The 21,108-nt window shown below is 30.5% G+C and carries 17 protein-coding genes; 9 read left to right on the top strand and 8 right to left on the bottom strand.

Going from position 1 to position 21,108, the window contains the following annotated elements; translation table 11 throughout:
- Positions 1–13 precede the first annotated feature (13 nt).
- The 3 genes from AC2TEO_RS05845 to AC2TEO_RS05835 are packed head-to-tail and all read right to left on the bottom strand — an operon-like array spanning position 14 to position 4,096.
- Complete coding sequence (locus AC2TEO_RS05845) at positions 14–1,204, bottom strand: acetyl-CoA C-acyltransferase (RefSeq protein WP_442267214.1); 1,191 nt, start codon at positions 1,202–1,204, stop codon at positions 14–16.
- Between the two features lie 3 nt (positions 1,205–1,207).
- Complete coding sequence (locus AC2TEO_RS05840; protein ID WP_442267213.1) at positions 1,208–3,616, bottom strand: 3-hydroxyacyl-CoA dehydrogenase/enoyl-CoA hydratase family protein; 2,409 nt, start codon at positions 3,614–3,616, stop codon at positions 1,208–1,210.
- A gap of 21 nt (positions 3,617–3,637) precedes the next feature.
- Positions 3,638–4,096, bottom strand: a complete 459-nt coding sequence (locus AC2TEO_RS05835; RefSeq protein ID WP_442267212.1) for a MarR family winged helix-turn-helix transcriptional regulator — start codon at positions 4,094–4,096, stop codon at positions 3,638–3,640.
- A gap of 358 nt (positions 4,097–4,454) precedes the next feature.
- On the opposite strand from AC2TEO_RS05835, the gene AC2TEO_RS05830 reads away from it, so the two are divergent.
- From AC2TEO_RS05830 to AC2TEO_RS05810, 5 genes are read left to right on the top strand one after another with little or no spacing between them, the layout of a single operon-like run.
- Positions 4,455–5,384 (top strand): ABC transporter ATP-binding protein, encoded by a 930-nt coding sequence (locus tag AC2TEO_RS05830; protein ID WP_442267211.1) that lies wholly within the window; start codon positions 4,455–4,457, stop codon positions 5,382–5,384.
- Position 5,385: 1 nt separating this feature from the next.
- Positions 5,386–6,711, top strand: a complete 1,326-nt coding sequence (locus AC2TEO_RS05825; RefSeq protein WP_442267210.1) for an ABC transporter permease — start codon at positions 5,386–5,388, stop codon at positions 6,709–6,711.
- A gap of 9 nt (positions 6,712–6,720) precedes the next feature.
- Positions 6,721–7,551 carry a mechanosensitive ion channel family protein gene (locus AC2TEO_RS05820; protein WP_442267209.1) on the top strand — a complete coding sequence of 277 codons (831 nt, stop codon included), beginning with the start codon at positions 6,721–6,723 and terminating at the stop codon, positions 7,549–7,551.
- 1 nt (position 7,552) lies between these two features.
- Entirely contained in the window at positions 7,553–8,170 is a 618-nt protein-coding gene (locus AC2TEO_RS05815; protein ID WP_442267208.1) for a hypothetical protein, read from the top strand.
- Positions 8,163–9,326 carry a sigma-54-dependent transcriptional regulator gene (locus tag AC2TEO_RS05810; RefSeq protein ID WP_442267207.1) on the top strand — a complete coding sequence of 388 codons (1,164 nt, stop codon included), beginning with the start codon at positions 8,163–8,165 and terminating at the stop codon, positions 9,324–9,326. Before AC2TEO_RS05815 ends, AC2TEO_RS05810 begins: the two co-directional genes overlap by 8 nt.
- A gap of 123 nt (positions 9,327–9,449) precedes the next feature.
- Here AC2TEO_RS05810 and AC2TEO_RS05805 read toward each other — a convergent pair whose 3' ends face one another.
- Genes AC2TEO_RS05805 through AC2TEO_RS05795 form a run of 3 tightly spaced genes read right to left on the bottom strand, consistent with a single transcriptional unit; the run spans position 9,450 to position 10,358 of the window.
- Positions 9,450–9,653 (bottom strand): hypothetical protein, encoded by a 204-nt coding sequence (locus AC2TEO_RS05805; protein ID WP_442267206.1) that lies wholly within the window; start codon positions 9,651–9,653, stop codon positions 9,450–9,452.
- The gene (locus AC2TEO_RS05800) at positions 9,637–9,999 is read right to left on the bottom strand and encodes a hypothetical protein (RefSeq protein WP_442267205.1); all 363 of its coding nucleotides are present in this window, start codon (positions 9,997–9,999) and stop codon (positions 9,637–9,639) included. The genes AC2TEO_RS05805 and AC2TEO_RS05800 overlap by 17 nt, the downstream gene beginning before the upstream one ends.
- A complete protein-coding gene (locus tag AC2TEO_RS05795; protein WP_442267204.1) occupies positions 9,999–10,358 on the bottom strand; it encodes a YtxH domain-containing protein in 360 nt (119 codons plus the stop codon). Before AC2TEO_RS05795 ends, AC2TEO_RS05800 begins: the two co-directional genes overlap by 1 nt.
- Before the next feature lie 185 nt (positions 10,359–10,543).
- On the opposite strand from AC2TEO_RS05795, the gene AC2TEO_RS05790 reads away from it, so the two are divergent.
- Positions 10,544–11,560: an AI-2E family transporter gene (locus AC2TEO_RS05790; protein ID WP_442267203.1), complete on the top strand. Its 1,017-nt coding sequence runs from the start codon at positions 10,544–10,546 to the stop codon at positions 11,558–11,560.
- A 282-nt stretch (positions 11,561–11,842) separates the two neighbouring features.
- On the opposite strand, the gene katG is transcribed toward AC2TEO_RS05790, so the two are convergent.
- A complete protein-coding gene (gene katG, locus AC2TEO_RS05785; RefSeq protein WP_442267202.1) occupies positions 11,843–14,044 on the bottom strand; it encodes a catalase/peroxidase HPI in 2,202 nt (733 codons plus the stop codon).
- A gap of 293 nt (positions 14,045–14,337) precedes the next feature.
- Between katG and AC2TEO_RS05780 the strand changes: the two genes are divergently transcribed.
- The 3 genes from AC2TEO_RS05780 to AC2TEO_RS05770 all read left to right on the top strand — a co-directional run bounded on the left by AC2TEO_RS05780 (position 14,338) and on the right by AC2TEO_RS05770 (position 15,616).
- Complete coding sequence (locus tag AC2TEO_RS05780; protein ID WP_299625898.1) at positions 14,338–14,979, top strand: peroxiredoxin; 642 nt, start codon at positions 14,338–14,340, stop codon at positions 14,977–14,979.
- 68 nt (positions 14,980–15,047) lie between these two features.
- Positions 15,048–15,356, top strand: a complete 309-nt coding sequence (locus tag AC2TEO_RS05775) for a thioredoxin family protein (protein ID WP_442267201.1) — start codon at positions 15,048–15,050, stop codon at positions 15,354–15,356.
- 2 nt (positions 15,357–15,358) lie between these two features.
- A complete protein-coding gene (locus tag AC2TEO_RS05770) occupies positions 15,359–15,616 on the top strand; it encodes a DUF6952 family protein (protein ID WP_299674909.1) in 258 nt (85 codons plus the stop codon).
- A 16-nt stretch (positions 15,617–15,632) separates the two neighbouring features.
- On the opposite strand, the gene AC2TEO_RS05765 is transcribed toward AC2TEO_RS05770, so the two are convergent.
- Complete coding sequence (locus AC2TEO_RS05765) at positions 15,633–21,092, bottom strand: GEVED domain-containing protein (RefSeq protein WP_442267200.1); 5,460 nt, start codon at positions 21,090–21,092, stop codon at positions 15,633–15,635.
- Positions 21,093–21,108: the final 16 nt, after the last annotated feature.

Genomic DNA, 21,108 nt, shown 5'->3' with positions numbered 1-21,108 from the left:
ATTTTTTGTTACGTTAGTTTAAGAATTCAAAAATACCAGCAGCTCCCTGTCCAGTACCTACACACATAGTTACCATTCCGTATTTATTCTTCATCTCACGCTTACGCATTTCATCGAATAATTGAACAGATAACTTCGCTCCTGTACATCCTAACGGATGACCTAAAGCAATAGCTCCACCATTTACGTTGATTATATCTGGATTTAATCCTAATTCTCTAATTACAGCTAATGATTGAGAAGCAAACGCTTCATTTAACTCAATTAAGTCAATATCGTTTTGTTGTAAACCAGCTTGTTTTAATGCCTTTGGAATAGCAGCAACAGGTCCGATTCCCATAATTCTTGGAGGAACACCAGCGGCAGCATAACTTACCATGCGAGCAATTGGTTCAAGGTTTAATTCTTTCACCATATCTTCACTCATAACCATTACGAAAGCAGCTCCATCACTTGTTTGAGAAGAGTTACCAGCAGTAACAGATCCGTTAGCAGCAAATACTGGACGTAATCTTTGTAAACCTTCAATAGTAGAACCTTTACGAGGTCCTTCATCCTTAGTTACAGTAAATTTACGAGTCGCTTTCTTTCCTTTACTATCGATGTATGTTTCCTCAACTTCGATAGGAACGATTTGATCTTGGAAACGATCTTCTGATTGTGCTTTTAATGCTTTTAAATGAGAATTTAAAGCAAACTCATCTTGATCTTCACGAGAAATTTTATACTCTTGAGCTACAGCTTCAGCAGTATTTCCCATTCCCCAGTAATAATCTTCATGACCAGCATTCACAATGTTGTAGTTTAATTCTGGTTTGAAACCTGTCATAGGAACAGAAGTCATACTTTCAGCACCACCGGCAATAATACATTCAGCCATTCCTGATTGAATTTTTGCCACAGCCATTCCAATTGTTTCTAATCCTGAAGAACAGAAACGGTTAACAGTAACACCAGGAACATCAACAGAGTTCAATCCTATTAATGAAATGATACGAGCCATGTTTAATCCTTGAGATCCTTCTGGCATAGCATTTCCTACAATTACATCATCAATACGTTTTACGTCAAACTCAGGAAGTTTTCCCATCATGTATTGAATTGTCTCAGCAGCTAACTCATCTGCTCTCTTAAATCTAAAACCACCTCTTTTTGACTTTCCTACGGCAGTTCTATATCCTTTTACTATATATGCTGTTTTCATTGTTTAGTTTCTTAATGGTTTACCAGTTTTTAACATGTGCTGAATACGCTCTAATGTTTTACGTTCTGTAGTTAGACTTAAGAACGCTTCACGTTCGATGTCTAATAAATACTGTTCAGAAACTTTTGTTGGTTCTGATAAATCTCCACCAGCCATTACATAAGCTAGTTTGTTTGCAATCTTTTGATCGTGTTCTGAAATAAAGTTACTTGCTTGCATAGAATCAGTAGCTACCATAAATGCACCTAATGCTTGTTTACCAAGAACTAATACATCGTTACGGTGTACTGGTTGTGTATATCCTGCATCAGCTAATAATAATGCATGTTTTTTAGCTTCAGCGATTTGACGATCTCTATTTACTACAACAACATCTTTACCTTTTTGTAATAAACCTAAATCAAATGCTTCGTAAGCAGAAGTAGATACTTTAGCCATACCGATAGTTAAGAAATACTCTTGTAAAACATTTAATTGAACATCTCCAGTACGGAAAGTATCAGATGCTCTTAAAGCCATTTCTTTAGATCCACCACCACCAGGGATAACTCCAACACCAAACTCCACTAATCCCATATAAGTTTCAGCAGCAGCAACAACTTTATCTGCGTGTAATGACAATTCACATCCTCCACCTAAAGCCATTCCATGAGGCGCAGCAATAACTGGAATAGATGAATAACGCATACGCATCATAGTATCTTGGAAATACTTAATAGCCATGTTTAACTCATCGTATTCTTGCTCAACAGCCATCATAAAGATCATTCCGATGTTTGCACCTACAGAGAAGTTTGCTCCTTGGTTACCAACAACTAATCCTTCGAAGTCTTTTTCAGCTAGGTCAACAGCTTTGTTTAATCCAGCTAAAACGTCTCCACCGATTGTGTTCATTTTAGATTGGAATTCACAGTTTAAGATACCGTCTCCTAAATCTTCAATTACAACCCCAGAGTTTTTGAATACCTCTTTAGATTTTCTAATGTTATCTAAGATGATAAATGCATCTTGACCAGGCTTTTTAACCTGAGATTTTTCATTTACATCATAGTAATATGTAGCTCCATCTTTAACGGTATAGAAAGCAGTTTCTCCTTTAGCTACCATTTCAGTAACCCAAGCAGCAGGCTCTTTTCCTTCAGCTTTCATTAATTCGATACCTTTTTCAACTCCAACAGCATCCCAAATTTCGAATGGTCCATTTTCCCAACCGAAACCAGCTTTCATGGCATCATCAATTCTATATAATTCGTCAGAAATTTCTGGAATTCTATTTTGAACATAAGCAAACATTGAAGCAAAGTTCTTACGGTAGAATTCTCCAGCTTTATCTTTACCACCAACTAATACTTTAAAGCGATCAATTGGCTTATCTATAGTTTTCGTCAATTCTAAAGTAGCGAAAGAAGCTCTTTTCTTAGAACGATATTCCATCGTGTCTAAATCTAATGTTAAGATTTCTTTTTTTCCTTCAGCATTTACCGACTTCTTATAGAAACCTTGTTTTGTTTTACTACCTAACCATTTATTTTCCATCATTGTGTTGATGAAATCTGGTAATTTAAATAAGTCGTGAGCTTCGTCGTCTGGACAATTATCGTAAATTCCATTAGCTACATGTACTAATGTATCCAAACCTACAACATCTACAGTACGGAAAGTAGCTGATTTAGGACGACCAATTACTGGTCCAGTTAATTTATCAACTTCTTCAACTGTTAAACCTAATTCTTTTACTTGGTGGAAAAGTGATTGAATTCCGAAAATACCAATACGGTTTCCTATAAAAGCTGGTGTATCTTTAGCTAATACTGAAGTTTTTCCTAAGAACTTATCTCCATATTCCATTAAGAAGTCAGTAACTTCTTGTTTACAGTCTGGTCCAGGAACAACTTCGAATAATTTTAAGTAACGAGGTGGGTTAAAGAAGTGAGTTACAGCAAAATGTTTTCTGAAGTCTTCGCTTCTTCCTTCATTCATAAATTTGATAGGAATACCAGAAGTATTAGAAGAAATTATAGTACCAGGAGTACGATATTTTTCTACTTTTTCAAAAACACTTTGTTTAATATCTAAACGTTCAACAACAACTTCCATTACCCAATCAACATCTTTAATTAGGTGTAAATCATCATCAATATTACCTGTAGTAATTCTATCAGCAAACTTTTTGTTGTAGATAGGGGACGGTTTAGATTTTAAAGAAGCCGTTAAAGCATCGTTTACTAAACGATTACGAACAACTTTGTCTTCTAGAGTTAATCCTTTTGCTTTCTCTTTGTCTGTTAGTTCTCTTGGTACAATGTCCAAAAGTAATACATCAACACCGATGTTAGCAAAGTGACAAGCGATACCAGATCCCATAATACCTGATCCAATAATCGCTACCTTTTTAATTCTTCTTTTGCTCATTACTTATATAGGTTTGAATTTTTATACAGCTTGAGAAGATATATCTCCGTATATCTTTTTTTCAGCTATAAGCTTGTTTATAATTTCTGTTACTTTAAAGAAATTTTGAATTTCTTTATCCGTTAAACGTTCTCGAACTTTATTATTAAATTGGTAAACATGACCTTTGGAAATTTCACGCTTTTCTTTACCAAATTCTGTAAGTTTAATTATTACACTTCTACCATCCTCAGGATTTTTCTCTCTTAGGATTAAACCTTTATCTTCCATAGATTTTAAAATTCTAGAAAGACTTGTCGGCTCCATTCCCATTAAAGGACCTAAAGAAGTAGAAGGTGTTCCGTTCTCGTAATCAATATTTAATAGTACAAAAGCCATAGCCATAGTACTATCGTGTTTTGATGCTTGTTCATTATACATCTTAGCTACAGCTTGCCATGTAGCTCTTAATTGGTGATCTATTGATTTACTTTTATCCATATAACATTTTCAAAGATATAAAATTTTATTATGCATGCATAGTAAATTGATAAAAAATTATGCATGCATAATAAAATTTAACGATTATTTATAGGTAAGTGTTGAGATTATGGGATTGTAACTTTAATATTTTTAATAGATTATCATTTTTTTAAGCAAAACAAAAAAATTAAATGATTGATTCTTTTAGATTGTGAATTGGTGTTGAATTCGTTTTTAAAGCTTTTTTATTAAAGATTAAGTTTTTGAAAAGAATAATTTTTTGTAACATATTTTAATATAATATTACTAATACTCTTAAAAGTGTGTAAGTTTGTGATAAAACTTGATCAAGCTATAATCAAACAACCAAAAATCAATGAATAATTTATTAGAAATTAATAATGTAGTAAAGAGCTATGGTGACTATACTGCATTAAACAATGTATCGATGCACATTCCTAAAGGAAGTGTTTTTGGACTTCTTGGTCCTAATGGTGCTGGGAAAACATCATTAATTAGAATAATTAATCAAATTACAATGCCTGATAATGGAGAAGTAATTTTAGATGGAGAAAAACTTGCTCCTCATCATATAGAACAAATAGGCTATTTGCCAGAAGAAAGAGGGTTGTATAAATCTATGAAAGTAGGAGACCAAGCTTTATACCTAGCTCAATTAAAAGGTATGAGTAAATCTGAAGCCAAAAAAAGATTAAAGTACTGGTTTGAAAAGTTTGAAATTACAGCTTGGTGGAATAAAAAGATAGAAGAATTATCTAAAGGGATGGCTCAAAAAGTACAATTTATTGTAACGGTACTTCATCAACCTAAATTATTAATTTTCGATGAGCCATTCTCTGGTTTCGATCCAATTAATGCTCAATTGATAGCTAAAGAAATTTTACAATTAAGAGATGAAGGAGCGACTATTATTTTCTCTACACATAGAATGGAAAGTGTAGAGGAAATGTGTGACTACATTGCATTAATAAATAAATCTAATAAAATTTTAGACGGTAAGTTAGATGATATCAAGCGTCAATACAGAACTAATGTTTTTGAGGTAGGTTTAAAAACTGATTCACCTGAGGAAGTAAAACAAAAGTTGAGTCAGAATTTTGAAGTTTCTCCAGCGGATTTTAAATCTTTAAATGAAGGGTTAAAATTAAATGTAAAACTAACAGGAGAAAATAAGGCTAATGATTTGTTATCGTTTTTAACTTCAAATGGTCAAGTAAACCATTTTGTAGAATTAGTACCTAGTGCAAACGATATTTTTATTCAAACAATAAACAAAACAATTTAAGATGAACAAGTTAAAGTTAATTATACAACGCGAGTTTATTGCAAAGGTTAAAAATAGATCATTTATAATTATGACTTTTTTAAGTCCATTATTAATGGTAGGAATGGGAGCTTTAGTATTTTTCTTGACCAAGAAAAATGAAGAAAAAGTTAAAAAAATAGTTTTTGTTGATGAGTCAGGAATTTTTTCTAAAGATGTATTTAAAGATTCAAAAACGTTACAATTTGAAGATTATACAAAGTTAGGTATAGAAGAAACTAAGAAAAAAGTAGAAGAAGGTGATTATTATGGAGCGTTATATATTCCAAAAAAAGATAGTTTAGAAGTTTTAGCGAAATCAATAGAATTTTACTCAAAAGATTCTCCTGGATTAACTATAATGGATAATATTGAAAGAAAGGTGGATGCGCGTTTGCGTAACCTTAAATTAACAGATTTTGGTATAGATTTAGAAAAAATTAAAGCATCTAAAATTTCTTCAGATGTTAAAATGTATAATTTTTCAGGAGAAGAATCATCAAAAGCTAAAAATGTTGCTAGTATTATTGCTGGTGGTGCTGCTGGATATTTATTGTTTATGTTCGTTTTAATTTACGGAACATCTGTAATGCGTAGTGTTATCGAAGAAAAAACAAGTAGGATTATAGAAGTCATTGTTTCTTCCGTGAAACCTTTCCAGTTAATGCTAGGAAAAATTATAGGTAATGCTTCTGCAGGATTATTACAGTTTTTTATTTGGGGACTTATATTGTTGGTCTTGAGTGTAGTGTTACCAGCAATTTTTGGTGTTAGTTTTACAGAAATGCAAACAGCTCAAGTTTCTGCAGAACAAATGGAAACTATTAAACAAGCAGCAGATATGAGTAAGTTTGAAAAGATAATTCAAGGAGTTTTAGATTTACCATTACTTAAAATGTTTATATTATTTATCTTCTATTTCTTTGGAGGATATATGTTATATAGTTCTTTATTCGCAGCCATTGGTGCAGCGGTAGATAATGAAACAGATTCACAACAGTTTATGACACCAATAATGTTACCTTTAATATTAGGAGTTTATGTAGGTTTCTTTACGGTAATAAATGATCCTCACGGGCCAATTTCAGTTATATTTTCTTATATTCCATTTACTTCACCTATTGTAATGTTAATGCGTATACCATTTGGTGTAGCTTGGTGGGAAATTTTAATTTCGTTATTAATATTAATTCTTACTTTTATGAGTGCAGTATGGGTTGCAGCAAAAATATATAGAGTTGGTATTTTAATGTATGGAAAAAAACCAAACTATAAAGATCTATGGAAATGGATTCGTTATAGTTCATAATAAAAAATAATGAAAGAAATTAATAAAGTATTAAACTATACTTTTCATTACAATGATCATATTAGTATAAGTGTAAAGTCATTACTAATACTAATAGCTGTAATTATGCTAGCGTCATTTCTTTTAAAATTATTTAAAAGATATATAAATGGAAAATTACAAGATCAGGATAAAAATAAATTTGACACTGTTTTTTCTTTTGGAAAATGGTTGTTATACATTATTATTTTCTTAATAACATTACAAAGTTCTGGAGTTCAAATTACAGCAGTTTTTGCAGCATCTACTGCTTTATTAATTGGTGTTGGTTTGGCGCTCCAGACTTTTTTTCAAGATATAATCTCTGGAATCTTCATTATTATGGATCAGAGTGTTCATGTTGGAGATTATATAGAAATTGATGGCAAGGTAGGTAGAGTTGTTGAAATAAAATTAAGAACAACAAGAGCTGTAACCATCGAAAATAAAGTCCTTGTGATTCCTAATCACATGTATTTAAAAAACAGTTTATATAATTGGACACAAAATGGAAGTAAAACTAAAAGTACTGTTGAGGTAGGAGTTGCTTATGGTACAGATGTTCAACTGGTAAAAAAAATATTACTTCAAACAGCCGATGAACATAGACAAATTCTTAAAACTCCAGAACCAATAGTTTTGTTTAAAAATTTTGGAAATAGTTCACTAGATTTTGAATTGATTTTTACAATTCATAATAGTTTCCAATTACCAATTATACAAAGTGATTTGCGTTTTCGAATAGATGAATTATTCAGAGAGCATCAAATTAGTATTCCTTTTCCTCAACGAGATATTCATATTATTGGTAGAAAAGACTAAAATGAAAATAAGAAAAGTTTTAAAAACATTATTATTTGTTTGCTTTGGATTATTTTTTTTGTTCGGTATAATTGATTTTAAAGTATCTGTAGAAATTATTTTATTTTTTATTATTGCTTTAGTAGTAGTTAAATTGTATGAATTACTCATGATTTTTTTGGGGAGTTACAATAGAAAATTATTAGGTAAAATTGAATTGTTTAGATCAAAATTTTGGGATTACTTAATTTCTATGATAACAGTAGTTCTGTTGTATTTAATTGTAAGATATGACTATTTACTAGAGTTTAAAACTAATACTTTTATTAATTTCTTTTTTGATTCTACATCCCACTATTTCGCATACTATATAATTTTTTCAACTTACCTTATTAGTTTGTTAATAAATGATAAACACATTTTTTATTTTACGAAGAAAGGTTTAGTTACTAAAGGAAATTATTTTGAAGATTATCTTTGGGAAGATTTTAAAGCTTATACATTAATTGAGGAACAGTCTTTGATTAGGTTTACAAAGAAAAATGATAAATTTCTTTTTGTTAAGTATGAAGAATCGTATTTTCAAGAAAATAAAACAGAGATTTTAAACGTGTTGAATAAAAACATACTATATGTCTAAAATATTAATTATAGAAGACGAAGCTGCTATTCGTCGTGTACTGAAAAAAATTATTTCAGAAGAAAACGATAGTTATCAAGTAGAAGAAGCAGAAGATGGATTAGCAGGAATTGAGCTAATTAAGAACAATGATTATGATCTTGTACTTTGTGACATTAAAATGCCAAAGATGGATGGAGTAGAGGTGTTAGAGAAAGCAAAAAAGATTAAACCAGAAATTCCAATGGTAATGATCTCTGGTCATGGAGATTTAGATACAGCCGTAAATACGATGCGTTTAGGAGCTTTCGATTATATATCAAAACCACCAGATTTAAATCGTTTGTTAAATACAGTTCGTAATGCTCTAGATAGAAAAGAACTTGTTGTAGAAAACAAACGTTTAAAGAAAAAGGTGAGTAAGAATTATGAAATGATTGGGGAAAGTGATGCAATTACTCACATTAAAGATATTATTGAAAAAGTAGCAGCAACAGATGCACGTGTTTTAATTACTGGTCCTAATGGAACAGGAAAAGAATTAGTGGCACATTGGCTACATGAAAAATCAGATAGAGTTAAAGCACCGATGGTTGAAGTTAATTGTGCAGCTATTCCTTCAGAATTAATAGAAAGTGAATTATTTGGTCATGTAAAAGGAAGCTTTACAGGAGCAAATAAAGATAGAGCAGGAAAATTCGAAGCAGCTAATGGAGGAACAATTTTCTTAGACGAGATCGGAGATATGAGTTTATCAGCTCAAGCGAAAGTATTAAGAGCTCTACAAGAAAACAGAATTTCAAGAGTTGGTTCAGATAAAGATATTAAAGTTAATGTTCGTGTTTTAGCAGCAACAAACAAAGACTTGAAAAAAGAAATAGCAGAAGGACGTTTTCGAGAAGATTTATATCATCGATTAGCTGTAATTTTAATCAAAGTTCCAGCATTAAACGATAGGAGAGAAGATATTCCTTCATTAGTAGAGTTTTTTGCAAATAAAATAGCAAATGAACAAGGTACACCTAAGAAAGAGTTTGCTAAAGAAGCGATTAAATTATTACAAGAATACGATTGGACTGGTAATATTCGTGAGTTACGAAATGTAGTTGAACGTTTAATTATTTTAGGAGAAAAAACAGTGTCAGCAAATGATATTAAATTGTTTGCAAGTAAATAACAAAAGATATATTGAAGAATTTTTATAATTATTACGAAGATTTTAAAATTCTAAAATACATGGTAACACAAAAAAAGAAGAGTTTTAACTCTTCTTTTTTTGTTTATGATAATTTTAAGAAAATTATCGTACTAACTTTTTTGCTAGATTATATATTCCTATTCTAGTAATTGTTTTTATGACTGTAGTTATCCAATTATTTATAGATATATCTTCTTTAAATTCATGCTTAATTAATTTTATTTCTTCAAAAGCTATTTTGCGTTGTAATTTTAATTTTCTTAGTTCTTTTGTTATTTCTTTCTGATTACTATAAGATTTCTTCATCGTCAAAATATTTTTTAGATAAACTTTCTATTACTTTATTCTCGATATAATTCTTTGCTAGATATCCTACAAAAGCAAAAAGAATAAAAATAATAGCTACAATTATATATCCTAAAATTTCACTATCAAAATAGTTTCCAATAGCAGAAGATGCGAAGACTGCTAAAAAAATAAAAGCGATAAGTAAGAAAATTCCTACAATGGCAAATCTGAAAATTAGGCTAATAGATGAAGTTAGTATTTGAAAAATCTTTAACTCATAATATTTTTTTGAATGATTTAAAAACTCTTCGGTTTTATGAACAGCTTTTTCTGATGTAGTATCTATAGATTTTAAAATAGACATTACTTTGATTGTAGTTTTTTGTTCTTAGCTTTTAAAACTTTTAATTTTTCTTCTAAGTTCGTGATAATTTCATCAGTTTTATAACTAGTATCTTCTATGATTTCCTCTATTTTATCTTCTAAACTACTCTTTTTCGAATGAATTGAATCAGAAATGTTATTAGATAAACTTTCTACTTTATTACTTAATTCGTTGCTTATAGAATTAGCTTCATCGATAATCGTGTCTTTAGTAGCTATAGCGCTATCAGTTATTTTTTTTCTTGTTTTACTTCCTTTATCAGGAGCAAATAAAATACCTAAGCCAGCTCCAGCTGCGACACCTAAAAGTACTCCTAAAATATTATTGTTGTTACTCATGTTAATTGTTTTTAATGTTAATAATTACGATCACAAAATTATAACCAGAATATGTTTATTCTTAACTCAATACATGTTAACATTAACTCAATAACTATTTTTAAATGAGTTAATCAAAAAATGATTAGGGATAAACTATTTTAATTCGAGAGATTACTTTTGAATGACAATTAATCGATTTATATATGTATTCCAATCCTTTATCTAAGACAATAAAAATAACAAGTATTATAGTATTAATATTATTACTAGTATTGTTTCTAATTTTTTCTTTTAGGATTTTGCTTTTGATTTTAGGTGGTGTATTAATAGCGTTAATATTTAATGGTATTAGTAATGGAATAAAAAAACATATACCAAGAGTTAAAAAATCAATTATTACATCAATGGTAATTATCGTAAGTTTTATTTCAATTAGTTTTTTACTGTATTTACTTTATCCTAGAGTTGCAGAACAAATTTTAGATTTAAAAATAGAATTGCCACAAGCTATAAATCAAGTAAAAGAAAAAGTAAAGTCCAATGAAGCTTTAAGTTTTATAGCTGATACAATTAATCAAACTACCAAGAATAAAGATTTTACAAAAAATATAAAGTTTTTCTTTAATTCTATTTTTGGATTCGTTGGTGATTTTTACATCATAATTATTTTAGGACTATTTTTTTCTATGGAACCTTCGGTATATGTTAAAGGAATGACAGTATTGTTTCCAGTGGAAAAAAGGAGTATAGTCTCTAAACATATAAGAAGAATAGGGACTATTTTACAAAGATGGTTGGTAGGTAAAATTTTGTCAATGTTAATAGTAGGTGTTTTTACAGGAATTGGTTTGTATTTATTAAAAATACCATTGGCTTTATCGTTAGCTATAATAGCTACTTTATCAGCTTTTATTCCTAATATTGGACCGATAGTTGCATTAGTTCCAGCATTACTAATAGCATTTGTAAAAGGTGAAGAATATGTATTATACGTTTTTGTATTATATACAGGAATACAAATTTTAGAGAGTAATATAATCACACCGTTAATACAAAGAGAAGCTATATCTTTTCCAATGGCTTTAATTTTAATTGCTCAAATAGTTTTAGGAATATTCACTGGCTATTTAGGTTTAATACTAGCTACGCCAGTTATGGCAATACTGTTGTTTCTTGTAAAAGAGATTTATGTTAAAGGGTATTTAGAAAAAAGTAATTAGATGTTTTTTATGGGGTGATTATATTCCTAGTTTATTTTTTAAAATACATAAAAGGTTTTATTACTATGAAACTATAAGTTAATAAAAGGGTTAGGGTATTTTTAACCTGTTGAATTTATTTTATTTAAAAAAGTAACTAATTTGAAAATTCTAGAGTAGAAATTTAAACACTTTTTTGAAGGAAATATGATAGTGTTTTGATATTTATGGAGTTAAGTATAAGTGATGACTAGTCTTAAATAACTGTGGTAGTTATTTAAGACTAGTCAATATTAAAAAAGATTATAAATCAAATCTATCTAAATTCATGACTTTAGTCCATGCTTTTACAAAATCGTTAACGAATTTTTCTTGTCCATCATTAGCACCGTAAACTTCACAAACTGCTCTTAATTCTGTGTTCGAACCAAAAATTAAATCGGCTCTAGTTCCAGTGAATTTAGTAGCGCCAGTTCTACGATCACTACCAGCAAATTTTTTATCATCAGATGAGGTAGCTTTCCAAGTTAGAGCAAAATCTAAAATATTAGTAAAGAAATCGTTAGTTAAACTTCCTACATTATCAGTAAATACTCCATGTTTTGAGTTATCGTAATTTGCTCCTAATACACGTAAACCTCCAACTAACACTGTCATTTCAGGAATAGAAAGCGTTAACAAATTAGCACGATCTACAAGTAAATCTTCATCTGCAACGTTTTTTAGTTTCGGATTGATATAATTTCTAAATCCGTCTGCTAAAGGTTCTAAATGGCTGAAAGATTCTAAATCTGTTTGTTCTTGAGTAGCGTCACCTCTTCCTTGAGAAAAAGGAACACTAACATCGTGCCCTGCATTCTTAGCAGCTTCTTCCACACCTGTATTACCAGCTAAAACAATTAAATCGGCAATTGAAATTGTTCCATTAAATTCTTTTTGAATTCCTTCTAAAACTGATAAAACTTTATTTAATTCTTCTGGATTGTTTACTTCCCAATTTCTTTGAGGCTCTAAACGAATTCTTGCTCCGTTAGCCCCACCACGTTTATCTGAACCTCTATATGTTGAAGCAGAAGCCCAAGCTGTTTTTACTAGTTCAGAAATTGATAATCCTGAAGCTAAAATCATTTTCTTTAAAGATGCGATATCTTCTCCAGTTAATGTATAATCAACTTTAGGAATTGGATCTTGCCAAATTAATTCTTCAGAAGGAACTTCAGGACCTAAATAACGATCGATTGGTCCCATATCACGGTGTGTTAATTTAAACCAAGCACGAGCAAATGCATCTTCAAAAGCAGCATGATCTTTATGAAAACGTTCTGAGATCTCTCTATAAACAGGATCTATTTTTAAAGCCATATCAGCTGTAGACATCATTAAAGCTTGTTTCTCATTCGGATTTCCAGCTTTTGGTGCCATTCTAGCATTAGAAGCGGCAGTTGGTGTCCATTGATGAGCTCCTGCCGGACTCTTAGTTAATTCCCATTCGTAATTTAATAAAACATCAAAATAATCATGATCCCATTGAATTGGGTTTGGAGTCCAAGCACCTTCTAAACCGCTTGTAATTGTATCGTCTAATACTCCAGTTCCATACGAATTTTTCCAACCTGTACTCATTTGATCAATTGGAGCTCCGTGTGGTTCTACACCAACGTATTTATCAGGATCAGCAGCACCATGTGCTTTTCCAAAAGTATGACCACCAGCGACTAAAGCAACAGTTTCTTCATCATTCATCGCCATACGACCAAAAGTGATTTTAATATCGTGAGCAGATTTTAAAGGGTCTGGTTCTCCATTTGGTCCTTCAGGATTTACATAAATTAATCCCATGTGTACAGCTCCTAAGTGTCCTTCTAATTCACCATCGCTAGTATCGTAACGTTCGTCGTTGCCTAGCCATTGGTTTTCGCTTCCCCAGTATATATCTTGTTCTGGTTCCCAAACATCTTCTCTTCCTCCCGCAAATCCAAAGGTTTTGAACCCCATAGATTCTAAAGCACAGTTTCCAGCTAAAATCATTAAATCTGCCCAAGAAATTTTATTCCCATATTTCTTTTTTACAGGCCAAAGTAATAAACGAGCTTTATCTAAATTTCCATTATCTGGCCAGCTATTTAATGGAGCAAAACGATGTGTACCAGTTCCTGCGCCACCTCTTCCGTCACCAACACGATATGTACCAGCACTATGCCAAGCCATACGAATCATAAATCCTCCATAATGTCCATAATCTGCTGGCCACCAATCTTGAGAATCTGTCATTAAATTAATAACATCTTGTTTTAATGCAGCATAATCTATACTGTTAAACGCTTCAGCATAATCGAAATCTTCTCCCATAGGATTAGACTTTGTAGCATTTTGACGTAAAATGTTTAATTTTAATTCATTTGGCCACCAATCTCTATTGGTTGTTCCTCCACCAGCAGGCTTTTTTTGAGCGCTATGAAAAGGGCATTTTGAAATGTCTCCAGAGTGTTTGTTACTATCGTTCATTATTATAAGACTTTTTTTAAGTTAGTTCGAATTCAAAATTACAATAAAAGCATGTATTATTTTTATCTATAAATTTTATATTAAAATAAATTTTAGCTATTTCATGATTTATTTATTTGTTTTTTAGTGTTTTATAAAGATACAATAAAAGCGATTTGGTTAGTATTGAATTTTCTTATGATTAAATAAGATTTTCATTTAGAATTTGATTTGTTTCGGGCCAATAAGAATGTAATTTTGCACCTGTTTTTGAAAAACAATGTAAATAATAATTCAATTTTAAAAATAATAGAATGGCAACATTAGTTGGAAAAAAGTTCCCAAACTTAAACGTAGATGCAATGAACGAAATGGGAGACACGTTCAAATTAAACGTTTTAGAAGAAGCAGTAAATAACAAGAAGAAAGTAGTATTATTTTGGTACCCAAAAGACTTCACTTTTGTATGTCCTACTGAATTACACGCTTTCCAAGCTGCTTTACCAGAGTTTGAGAAAAGAAATACTATAGTAATTGGAGCTTCTTGTGATACTCCTGAAGTACACTTCGCTTGGTTAAACCAATCTAAAGATAACGGAGGAATTGAAGGTGTTACTTACCCATTATTAGCTGATAGTAACCGTAACTTATCTTCTATATTAGGAATTTTAGATATTACTAATGAAGTATATGACGAAGCTACAGGAACTGTACAAGTAGAAGGTGATAACGTAACTTACAGAGCTACATATATTATTGATGAGGAAGGAACTGTTGTACACGAAGGTGTAAACCACATGCCAATCGGTAGAAATGTAAACGAATATTTACGTTTAATCGATGCTTATACTCACGTACAAGAAAAAGGAGAGGTTTGTCCAGCTAACTGGGAAGAAGGAAAAGCAGCTATGCAACCAAATGCAAAAGCTACTGCTGAATACTTAGCTGTAAACTAATATTATAATAATATATCAAAGGAGAGTTTCAGGTTTTCTGAACTCTCTTTTTTTAAAAGAATACAAAAATGGTACAAGAATTAAATAGCGATAATTTAACGAATATCGTTTCAGAAAATAAAACTGTAGTAGTACAATACTCTGCAACTTGGTGTGGTAACTGCAGAATAATGAAACCAAAGTTCAAAAAATTAGCAAACGAGAATGAAAATGTTTCTTTTGTAATTGCTGATGCTGAGAAATTTCCTGAAAGTAGACAATTAGCTACTGTAGATAACTTACCTACTTTTGCAACCTTTGTTGATGGTAAATTTGTAAATCAAGTTCAAACAAATAAGTTTGATGTTCTTAAAGAATTAGTAGAAGAAGTATTATAGTTATGAAATTACCAGTAATTAAGCATTTAACTTCGTTTATCGAAGAAAATGATCAGGATTATATTATTGAAACTATCGAAACTTTAGAAGCTTTAACTGAAGTTCCATCATTAAAAGATGAAGAATTAGATGTTATTGGAGAGTTAATCTCTAATATGTATGGAGCAATTGAAGTTGATAAAATGATAAAAGAAGGAACCCCAAAGAAAGAAGCTTTAAATAACTTTATGAAAAGAGTTCTTGGTTCAATAGACAAATAAAAATGAGTAATTATAGTTATTGATTAACTTTTAATAGTTTTAAAATTTCTGTTTTTTGATTTGAATGAATTCTTAAGAAATAATTTCCCGGTACATTAATATGAGATCCTAGGTTTTCTATTTTATTTTGATTTTCATTATATTTTTTATGATAAATTATTCTTCCTACAATATCATAAATACTAATTTCAAACTTAGTTTTATTAAAATGAGTTACATCCAAAATAAAACTTTCGTTAAAAGGGTTTGGAAATAAGGTTGATCTGTTTTTTTTACTGTTAAATACGTCAAAGTTAGTATTTGAATCAATAACATTAATAGTATAATCTTCTACTTCGTCACCATCAGTTGAAGAAGTTCCACATGGATTAGGATTACTATACCATTTGTAACGTACTCTTAATCTAGTAGCACCAATTAAAGCATCATTAGGAACAGTTATATTTTTAGTTTCACCTCCAATACCTCTTGTTTTTAGGAGCACTCTTTCATTAGGATCATCAAAAGAATTATTTTGATTCCAATCTATCCATGCCGCTACTACATTATTATTCCAATTACTACTACTAATTCCAGGAGTAATAGTAAGTGTTATAGACTGCCCTTTCGATACAGTTGTAGTTTGTGTAGTTGTATAATCACTATATGCATTATTACCACTAGAATTATTAATATTACCGAAGGTAACTTGTGCTATATAATTAGTTCCTCTATTACCAGCTTCGCAATAAGAAGTATTTGTAGGAGGCAACGTTTTTACTGTTACAGTGTTACTATTATTAATTGATGAGTTTCCGGCAGCATCTTTAGCTTTTACAAAGTAAGTTGTTGTTGTGTTAGGAGTTAAGTTAGTTAATAGAAAGCTATTGGTTGTTGAAGTTTGAAAAGGAGTGGTTTCATTATTTCTAAAAATATCATAACCAGTTACACCTACATTATCTGTAGCAATAGTCCAATTTAAATTAGCTGTTGTTTGTGTAATATCGGTAACTTGTAAGTTAGTAACATTAGATGGAGGAGTAGTGTCTGTATTTGAATCAATAACATTAATAGTATAATCTTCTACTTCGTCACCATCAGTTGAAGAAGTTCCACATGGATTAGGATTACTATACCATTTGTAACGTACTCTTAGTCTAGTAGCACCAATTAAAGCATCATTAGGAACAGTTATATTTTTAGTTTCACCTCCAATACCTCTTGTTTTTAGGAGCACTCTTTCATTAGGATCATCAAAAGAATTATTTTGATTCCAATCTATCCATGCCGCTACTACATTATTATTCCAATTACTACTACTAATTCCAGGAGTAATAGTAAGTGTTATAGACTGTCCTTTCGATACAGTTGTAGTTTGTGTAGTTGTATAATCACTATATGCATTATTACCACTAGAATTATTAATATTACCGAAGGTAACTTGTGCTATATAATTAGTTCCTCTATTACCAGCTTCGCAATAAGAAGTATTTGTAGGAGGCAACGTTTTTACTGTTACAGTGTTACTATTATTAATTGATGAGTTTCCGGCAGCATCTTTAGCTTTTACAAAGTAAGTTGTTGTTGTGTTAGGAGTTAAGTTAGTTAATAGAAAGCTATTGGTTGTTGAAGTTTGAAAAGGAGTGGTTTCATTATTTCTAAAAATATCATAACCAGTTACACCTACATTATCTGTAGCAATAGTCCAATTTAAATTAGCTGTTGTTTGTGTAATATCAGTAACTTGTAAGTTAGTAACATTAGATGGAGGAGTATTGTCTGTATTTGTGTTTTCAACAATAATAGTATAATCTTCTACTTCACCTATTCCAGTATCTGTTCCACAAGGTGTTTTAAAATGTGAATAACCTGCTCGAACTCTCATTCTTAAGTTTGTGTTAATAACTGAATTATTAGGTGGAGTAACGTTAATTGTGTAAGGTCCTTTACCAGAAATTTTCATAATAACATCTTCGGTATTGAAAAAATCATTATCATTAAACCAATCTATCCAAACTTGAACTTTATTAAGATCCCAGTTATTATTTAATGTAACTGTTAATTCAGTTGATTGTCCTTTTTTAAGAGTAGTAATTTTATTCGTAAAGTTGTTGTAAGGATTGTGGGAAGTACTGGTGTTATTAATCTCTCCAAAATTAACATTAGTGATATTTAAAGTATTGTTTATATCGTTTGTTTGTGCATCACAAATATTGGTAAATACTTCACAGGGTTTACAAGACCCACCACAATCTATTTTTTCTTCATCTCCATTTTTAATACCATCATTACAAGTAGCTATTTCCGTATTTGAAACAAAAATAGTATAATCTTCAACTTCACCACTTCCTGTGTCTTTTCCACAGGGGTTATTATTATTGTTTCTTGAAACTCTTAATCGCATTCTTGATCCACCGATAATTGCATTAGTTGGAACATTAATGGTAGCAGTGGCATTTCCATTATTATCAACACTGAGTTGAACTTTTTCATTAGAATCGTTAAAATCCTTATCTTGATTCCAGTCAAACCAAGCGTAAACTTCATTTGTACTGTTTCCCGTAATTATTGTTTTTAGGTTATAACTTTTACCTTTTACTAGTTTTGCAGTAAATCCTGTTTGATTGCTATATCCGTTATTTGATCTTGTTGTTGAATGATCTAGATTTGCAAATGTCACTCTCTTAATGTGATCTGGTTCATGGGTAGCAGAAGCATCACAATAATTGTTAACATCATCAGAGAATAATTCTCCAGCTCGAATACTTGCATTTGGAATCCCATTTATACCGTATTCTTCCATAGTAATTTGGGTACCGTTTGAACTTACTCGCATTTTACCCCAACCATAATACATTCTTCCAGATCTTCTGATTCGTACTCCAAAATATGCAGATCTACCATGCCAAGCTTTATAAGAGTCGGAAACTATCATATGTTGTCCTCTACCAATGTGAGGTTCTTGACCATTTTGCCAAGAACTATTAGGACCAATAATTGTTCCTTTAGTTAATGGAGTTAATTCATAATTATTATTTGCTATAGCATCTTTTCTCCAAGTAATTAATTTGATACCAGGATATTTGTTGGCTGTATTTGAAGCAGGGTATTCTTGAATTTGAAATGTAGAACTAATTAAGGGAATTAAATCATATGCATTTATTAATGTAAATTGTCCTCCTGTAGTATTACCGCTATTAAAAATAGGTTTGTTAATATTAGTTCCAATAAAAGATTTTCCAACTCTTTCAACACTAAATTTAAACGCTTTCATTTCTACTTGTTGATTTGTAATAAAAGCTTCGTTCAAAAATTTAAAGTTAATGTTTCTAGATACTAACCAGTCACTTCGACCATTTACGCCATCTATAATTCCTTCCATTTTTAATTTAACTTGATTAGAATTGATAGAATTTACTTTAAAAGTTAAACCAGAAGGAACATTTTCTACAGAATAATGTATCCCTCTTTTTAAAGCACCAATTTTAGCAAAAGTTGCATTTTTAAGATTAACTATGATTTCATTCTGTATGGTATTGTCATTTTGGCTTTTTTCTATAAATCTGTCATTATCATATAATAAATGAGGCCTTAGAAATTGCGTTATAATTGCTTGTTCAGGTTCTGGATTGAGACCTAAATTCATTATAGAAGCTTCTTCTCCATTTGAAGAAACTTTGGTTCTAAGCCATCCGTATACAAATCCTGCAGTCAAAGTGTTTATTCTAATAGCAATATATCCAGTTTTATTACGCCAATTAGTATATGAACTACTGGTTAATATAGGGGGAGAATTTACTCCTTCTGGCTTACTAGTCCATGTACCAGAGATACCATCATTAATATTAATTCCTTCAGAAAGGTATTTAATATTATTAGTATTTGTATTACATAAAATTTGAAAGTTTTGAGAAATATTATCTAAAGTAATAGTATTACCATTATACACCCTTAGTTTAGTTCTAAATTTACCTCCAATAATTAAGGAATTAAAACTAGAGTTTACATCTGAAGCAAAATTGGTTCCTGAATACCCTATATGAATAAAAGGAGAATAGGCTTCGTAATATGTTTGATAGGGATTTATAAAATTTATTTTAAAGGTACCTGTTGTTGAAAATAATGAAGAAACACCTCCCGAAATGGCAGAATCTAATAAGGTAATTTTTATAGTAGCATTGTCATTTTCATTGTGGTTTTTAGCATTACCTGAGAAAGAAATAATGGCATTAGTAGTGTCAATTACATTAATAATTGGAGTTAAACCATTTGGAACTCCTTCTGTTGTAAAATGAACACCTAATTGTAATTTTCCAGTAGCAGCAAATGTAGCTCCATCAATAGCTTTTAATCTTTTTTTGTTTTGAATTGTTCCATTATTTGTGAAGTCTTCTAAGAAAGTTAAAGCTTTATCAATTTCATCATCTTCTTTTTTTTGATAATTAAATAGAATTCTAGGTCCTAAGTTAACTTTTGTACCTGTAGAGATTAAATTTGTTTCTGCCCAAATAGTTTTTCTTGCAGGATGATCTAAGAATGAAATCATACGTGTAATTTGTCCCTTAGTAAACATAGATTCGCAAGGGTTATAGTCCATGTGGTTTTGATAGTTTATTAATTGATTAAAGCAATTTCTAACTCCCGTTTTACATGATTTTCCGCCAGCTTCCGAAGCCAAACCAGAAGTACAAGGAGGTGTGTCTGCTACTTTATCTCCACTAGTAACTTCTCCATTTTCAAAAACATCAGCTACACATCCACCATTAAATGTATGGTGTAATCCTAACCAGTGTCCAAATTCATGAGTAAGTGAAGATGCTGGAGGAGTGTAAAGCATGTATCTACCATTATATACAACTCTTGCAGTTCCTTTATCTGACATGTTTTCTGCAGGAAACCAAGCAATACCAGAATTAGTTCTACTTCCAGATTTAAGAATTAGTTGAATGTGTACATTCATGTATTTATAATTATCCCAAGCGAATTTTGCAATTTCTGTATCATTAATACCATTTAAACCAAAACCTTCTTTTGTTTCATGCCAAATAATTCCGTTTGTAGTATTTCCATCCGGATCAATTTGCGCTAGTTTAAATTCAATGTTCATACCACCTTCAAGATTCGCAAAAGCTGGATCTACAAAATCATTAAATCCTTTAAAATCTTCATTAATGTCTTTTAAGGCTTGAGTTACAACTTCTTCATTTACGTTAACTTTCGTTCCGTCACTTAAATCTGGAAATTCACTTCCATAGATATGAAAAACAACAGGAATAATGTATTTAGAGTTTTTTCTATTTGAGCTGTTTTTTAATGATCTTTGTTTTTGTCGAACTTTTTTTTCAAAAGCGATTATCTTTTTTAATTCTTTAGGATTGTTTTGGTAATATTCTTGATTTATTTCGTCAAAAGAACAATTTTGTTGTTGTGTTATTAAATTGATTGAGTGTAAAATCAATAAAATGAATATTAATTTTTTAAAGGTTAATGTTTTCATTATAAAGGGTTTATTT

This window comes from Tenacibaculum aquaeponti (assembly GCF_057221555.1).
The sequence above is the reverse complement of the archived record's forward strand: the minus strand, read 5'-3'. Positions and strand labels throughout refer to the sequence as shown.

Coding starts and splice junctions, on each gene's coding strand:
- AC2TEO_RS05845 (WP_442267214.1), bottom strand. CDS start 1,204: ATGAAAACAGCATATATAGTAAAAGGATATAGAACTGCCGTAGGAAAG.
- AC2TEO_RS05840 (WP_442267213.1), bottom strand. CDS start 3,616: ATGAGCAAAAGAAGAATTAAAAAGGTAGCGATTATTGGATCAGGTATT.
- AC2TEO_RS05835 (WP_442267212.1), bottom strand. CDS start 4,096: ATGGATAAAAGTAAATCAATAGATCACCAATTAAGAGCTACATGGCAA.
- AC2TEO_RS05830 (WP_442267211.1), top strand. CDS start 4,455: ATGAATAATTTATTAGAAATTAATAATGTAGTAAAGAGCTATGGTGAC.
- AC2TEO_RS05825 (WP_442267210.1), top strand. CDS start 5,386: ATGAACAAGTTAAAGTTAATTATACAACGCGAGTTTATTGCAAAGGTT.
- AC2TEO_RS05820 (WP_442267209.1), top strand. CDS start 6,721: ATGAAAGAAATTAATAAAGTATTAAACTATACTTTTCATTACAATGAT.
- AC2TEO_RS05815 (WP_442267208.1), top strand. CDS start 7,553: ATGAAAATAAGAAAAGTTTTAAAAACATTATTATTTGTTTGCTTTGGA.
- AC2TEO_RS05810 (WP_442267207.1), top strand. CDS start 8,163: ATGTCTAAAATATTAATTATAGAAGACGAAGCTGCTATTCGTCGTGTA.
- AC2TEO_RS05805 (WP_442267206.1), bottom strand. CDS start 9,653: ATGAAGAAATCTTATAGTAATCAGAAAGAAATAACAAAAGAACTAAGA.
- AC2TEO_RS05800 (WP_442267205.1), bottom strand. CDS start 9,999: ATGTCTATTTTAAAATCTATAGATACTACATCAGAAAAAGCTGTTCAT.
- AC2TEO_RS05795 (WP_442267204.1), bottom strand. CDS start 10,358: ATGAGTAACAACAATAATATTTTAGGAGTACTTTTAGGTGTCGCAGCT.
- AC2TEO_RS05790 (WP_442267203.1), top strand. CDS start 10,544: ATGTATTCCAATCCTTTATCTAAGACAATAAAAATAACAAGTATTATA.
- katG (WP_442267202.1), bottom strand. CDS start 14,044: ATGAACGATAGTAACAAACACTCTGGAGACATTTCAAAATGCCCTTTT.
- AC2TEO_RS05780 (WP_299625898.1), top strand. CDS start 14,338: ATGGCAACATTAGTTGGAAAAAAGTTCCCAAACTTAAACGTAGATGCA.
- AC2TEO_RS05775 (WP_442267201.1), top strand. CDS start 15,048: ATGGTACAAGAATTAAATAGCGATAATTTAACGAATATCGTTTCAGAA.
- AC2TEO_RS05770 (WP_299674909.1), top strand. CDS start 15,359: ATGAAATTACCAGTAATTAAGCATTTAACTTCGTTTATCGAAGAAAAT.
- AC2TEO_RS05765 (WP_442267200.1), bottom strand. CDS start 21,092: ATGAAAACATTAACCTTTAAAAAATTAATATTCATTTTATTGATTTTA.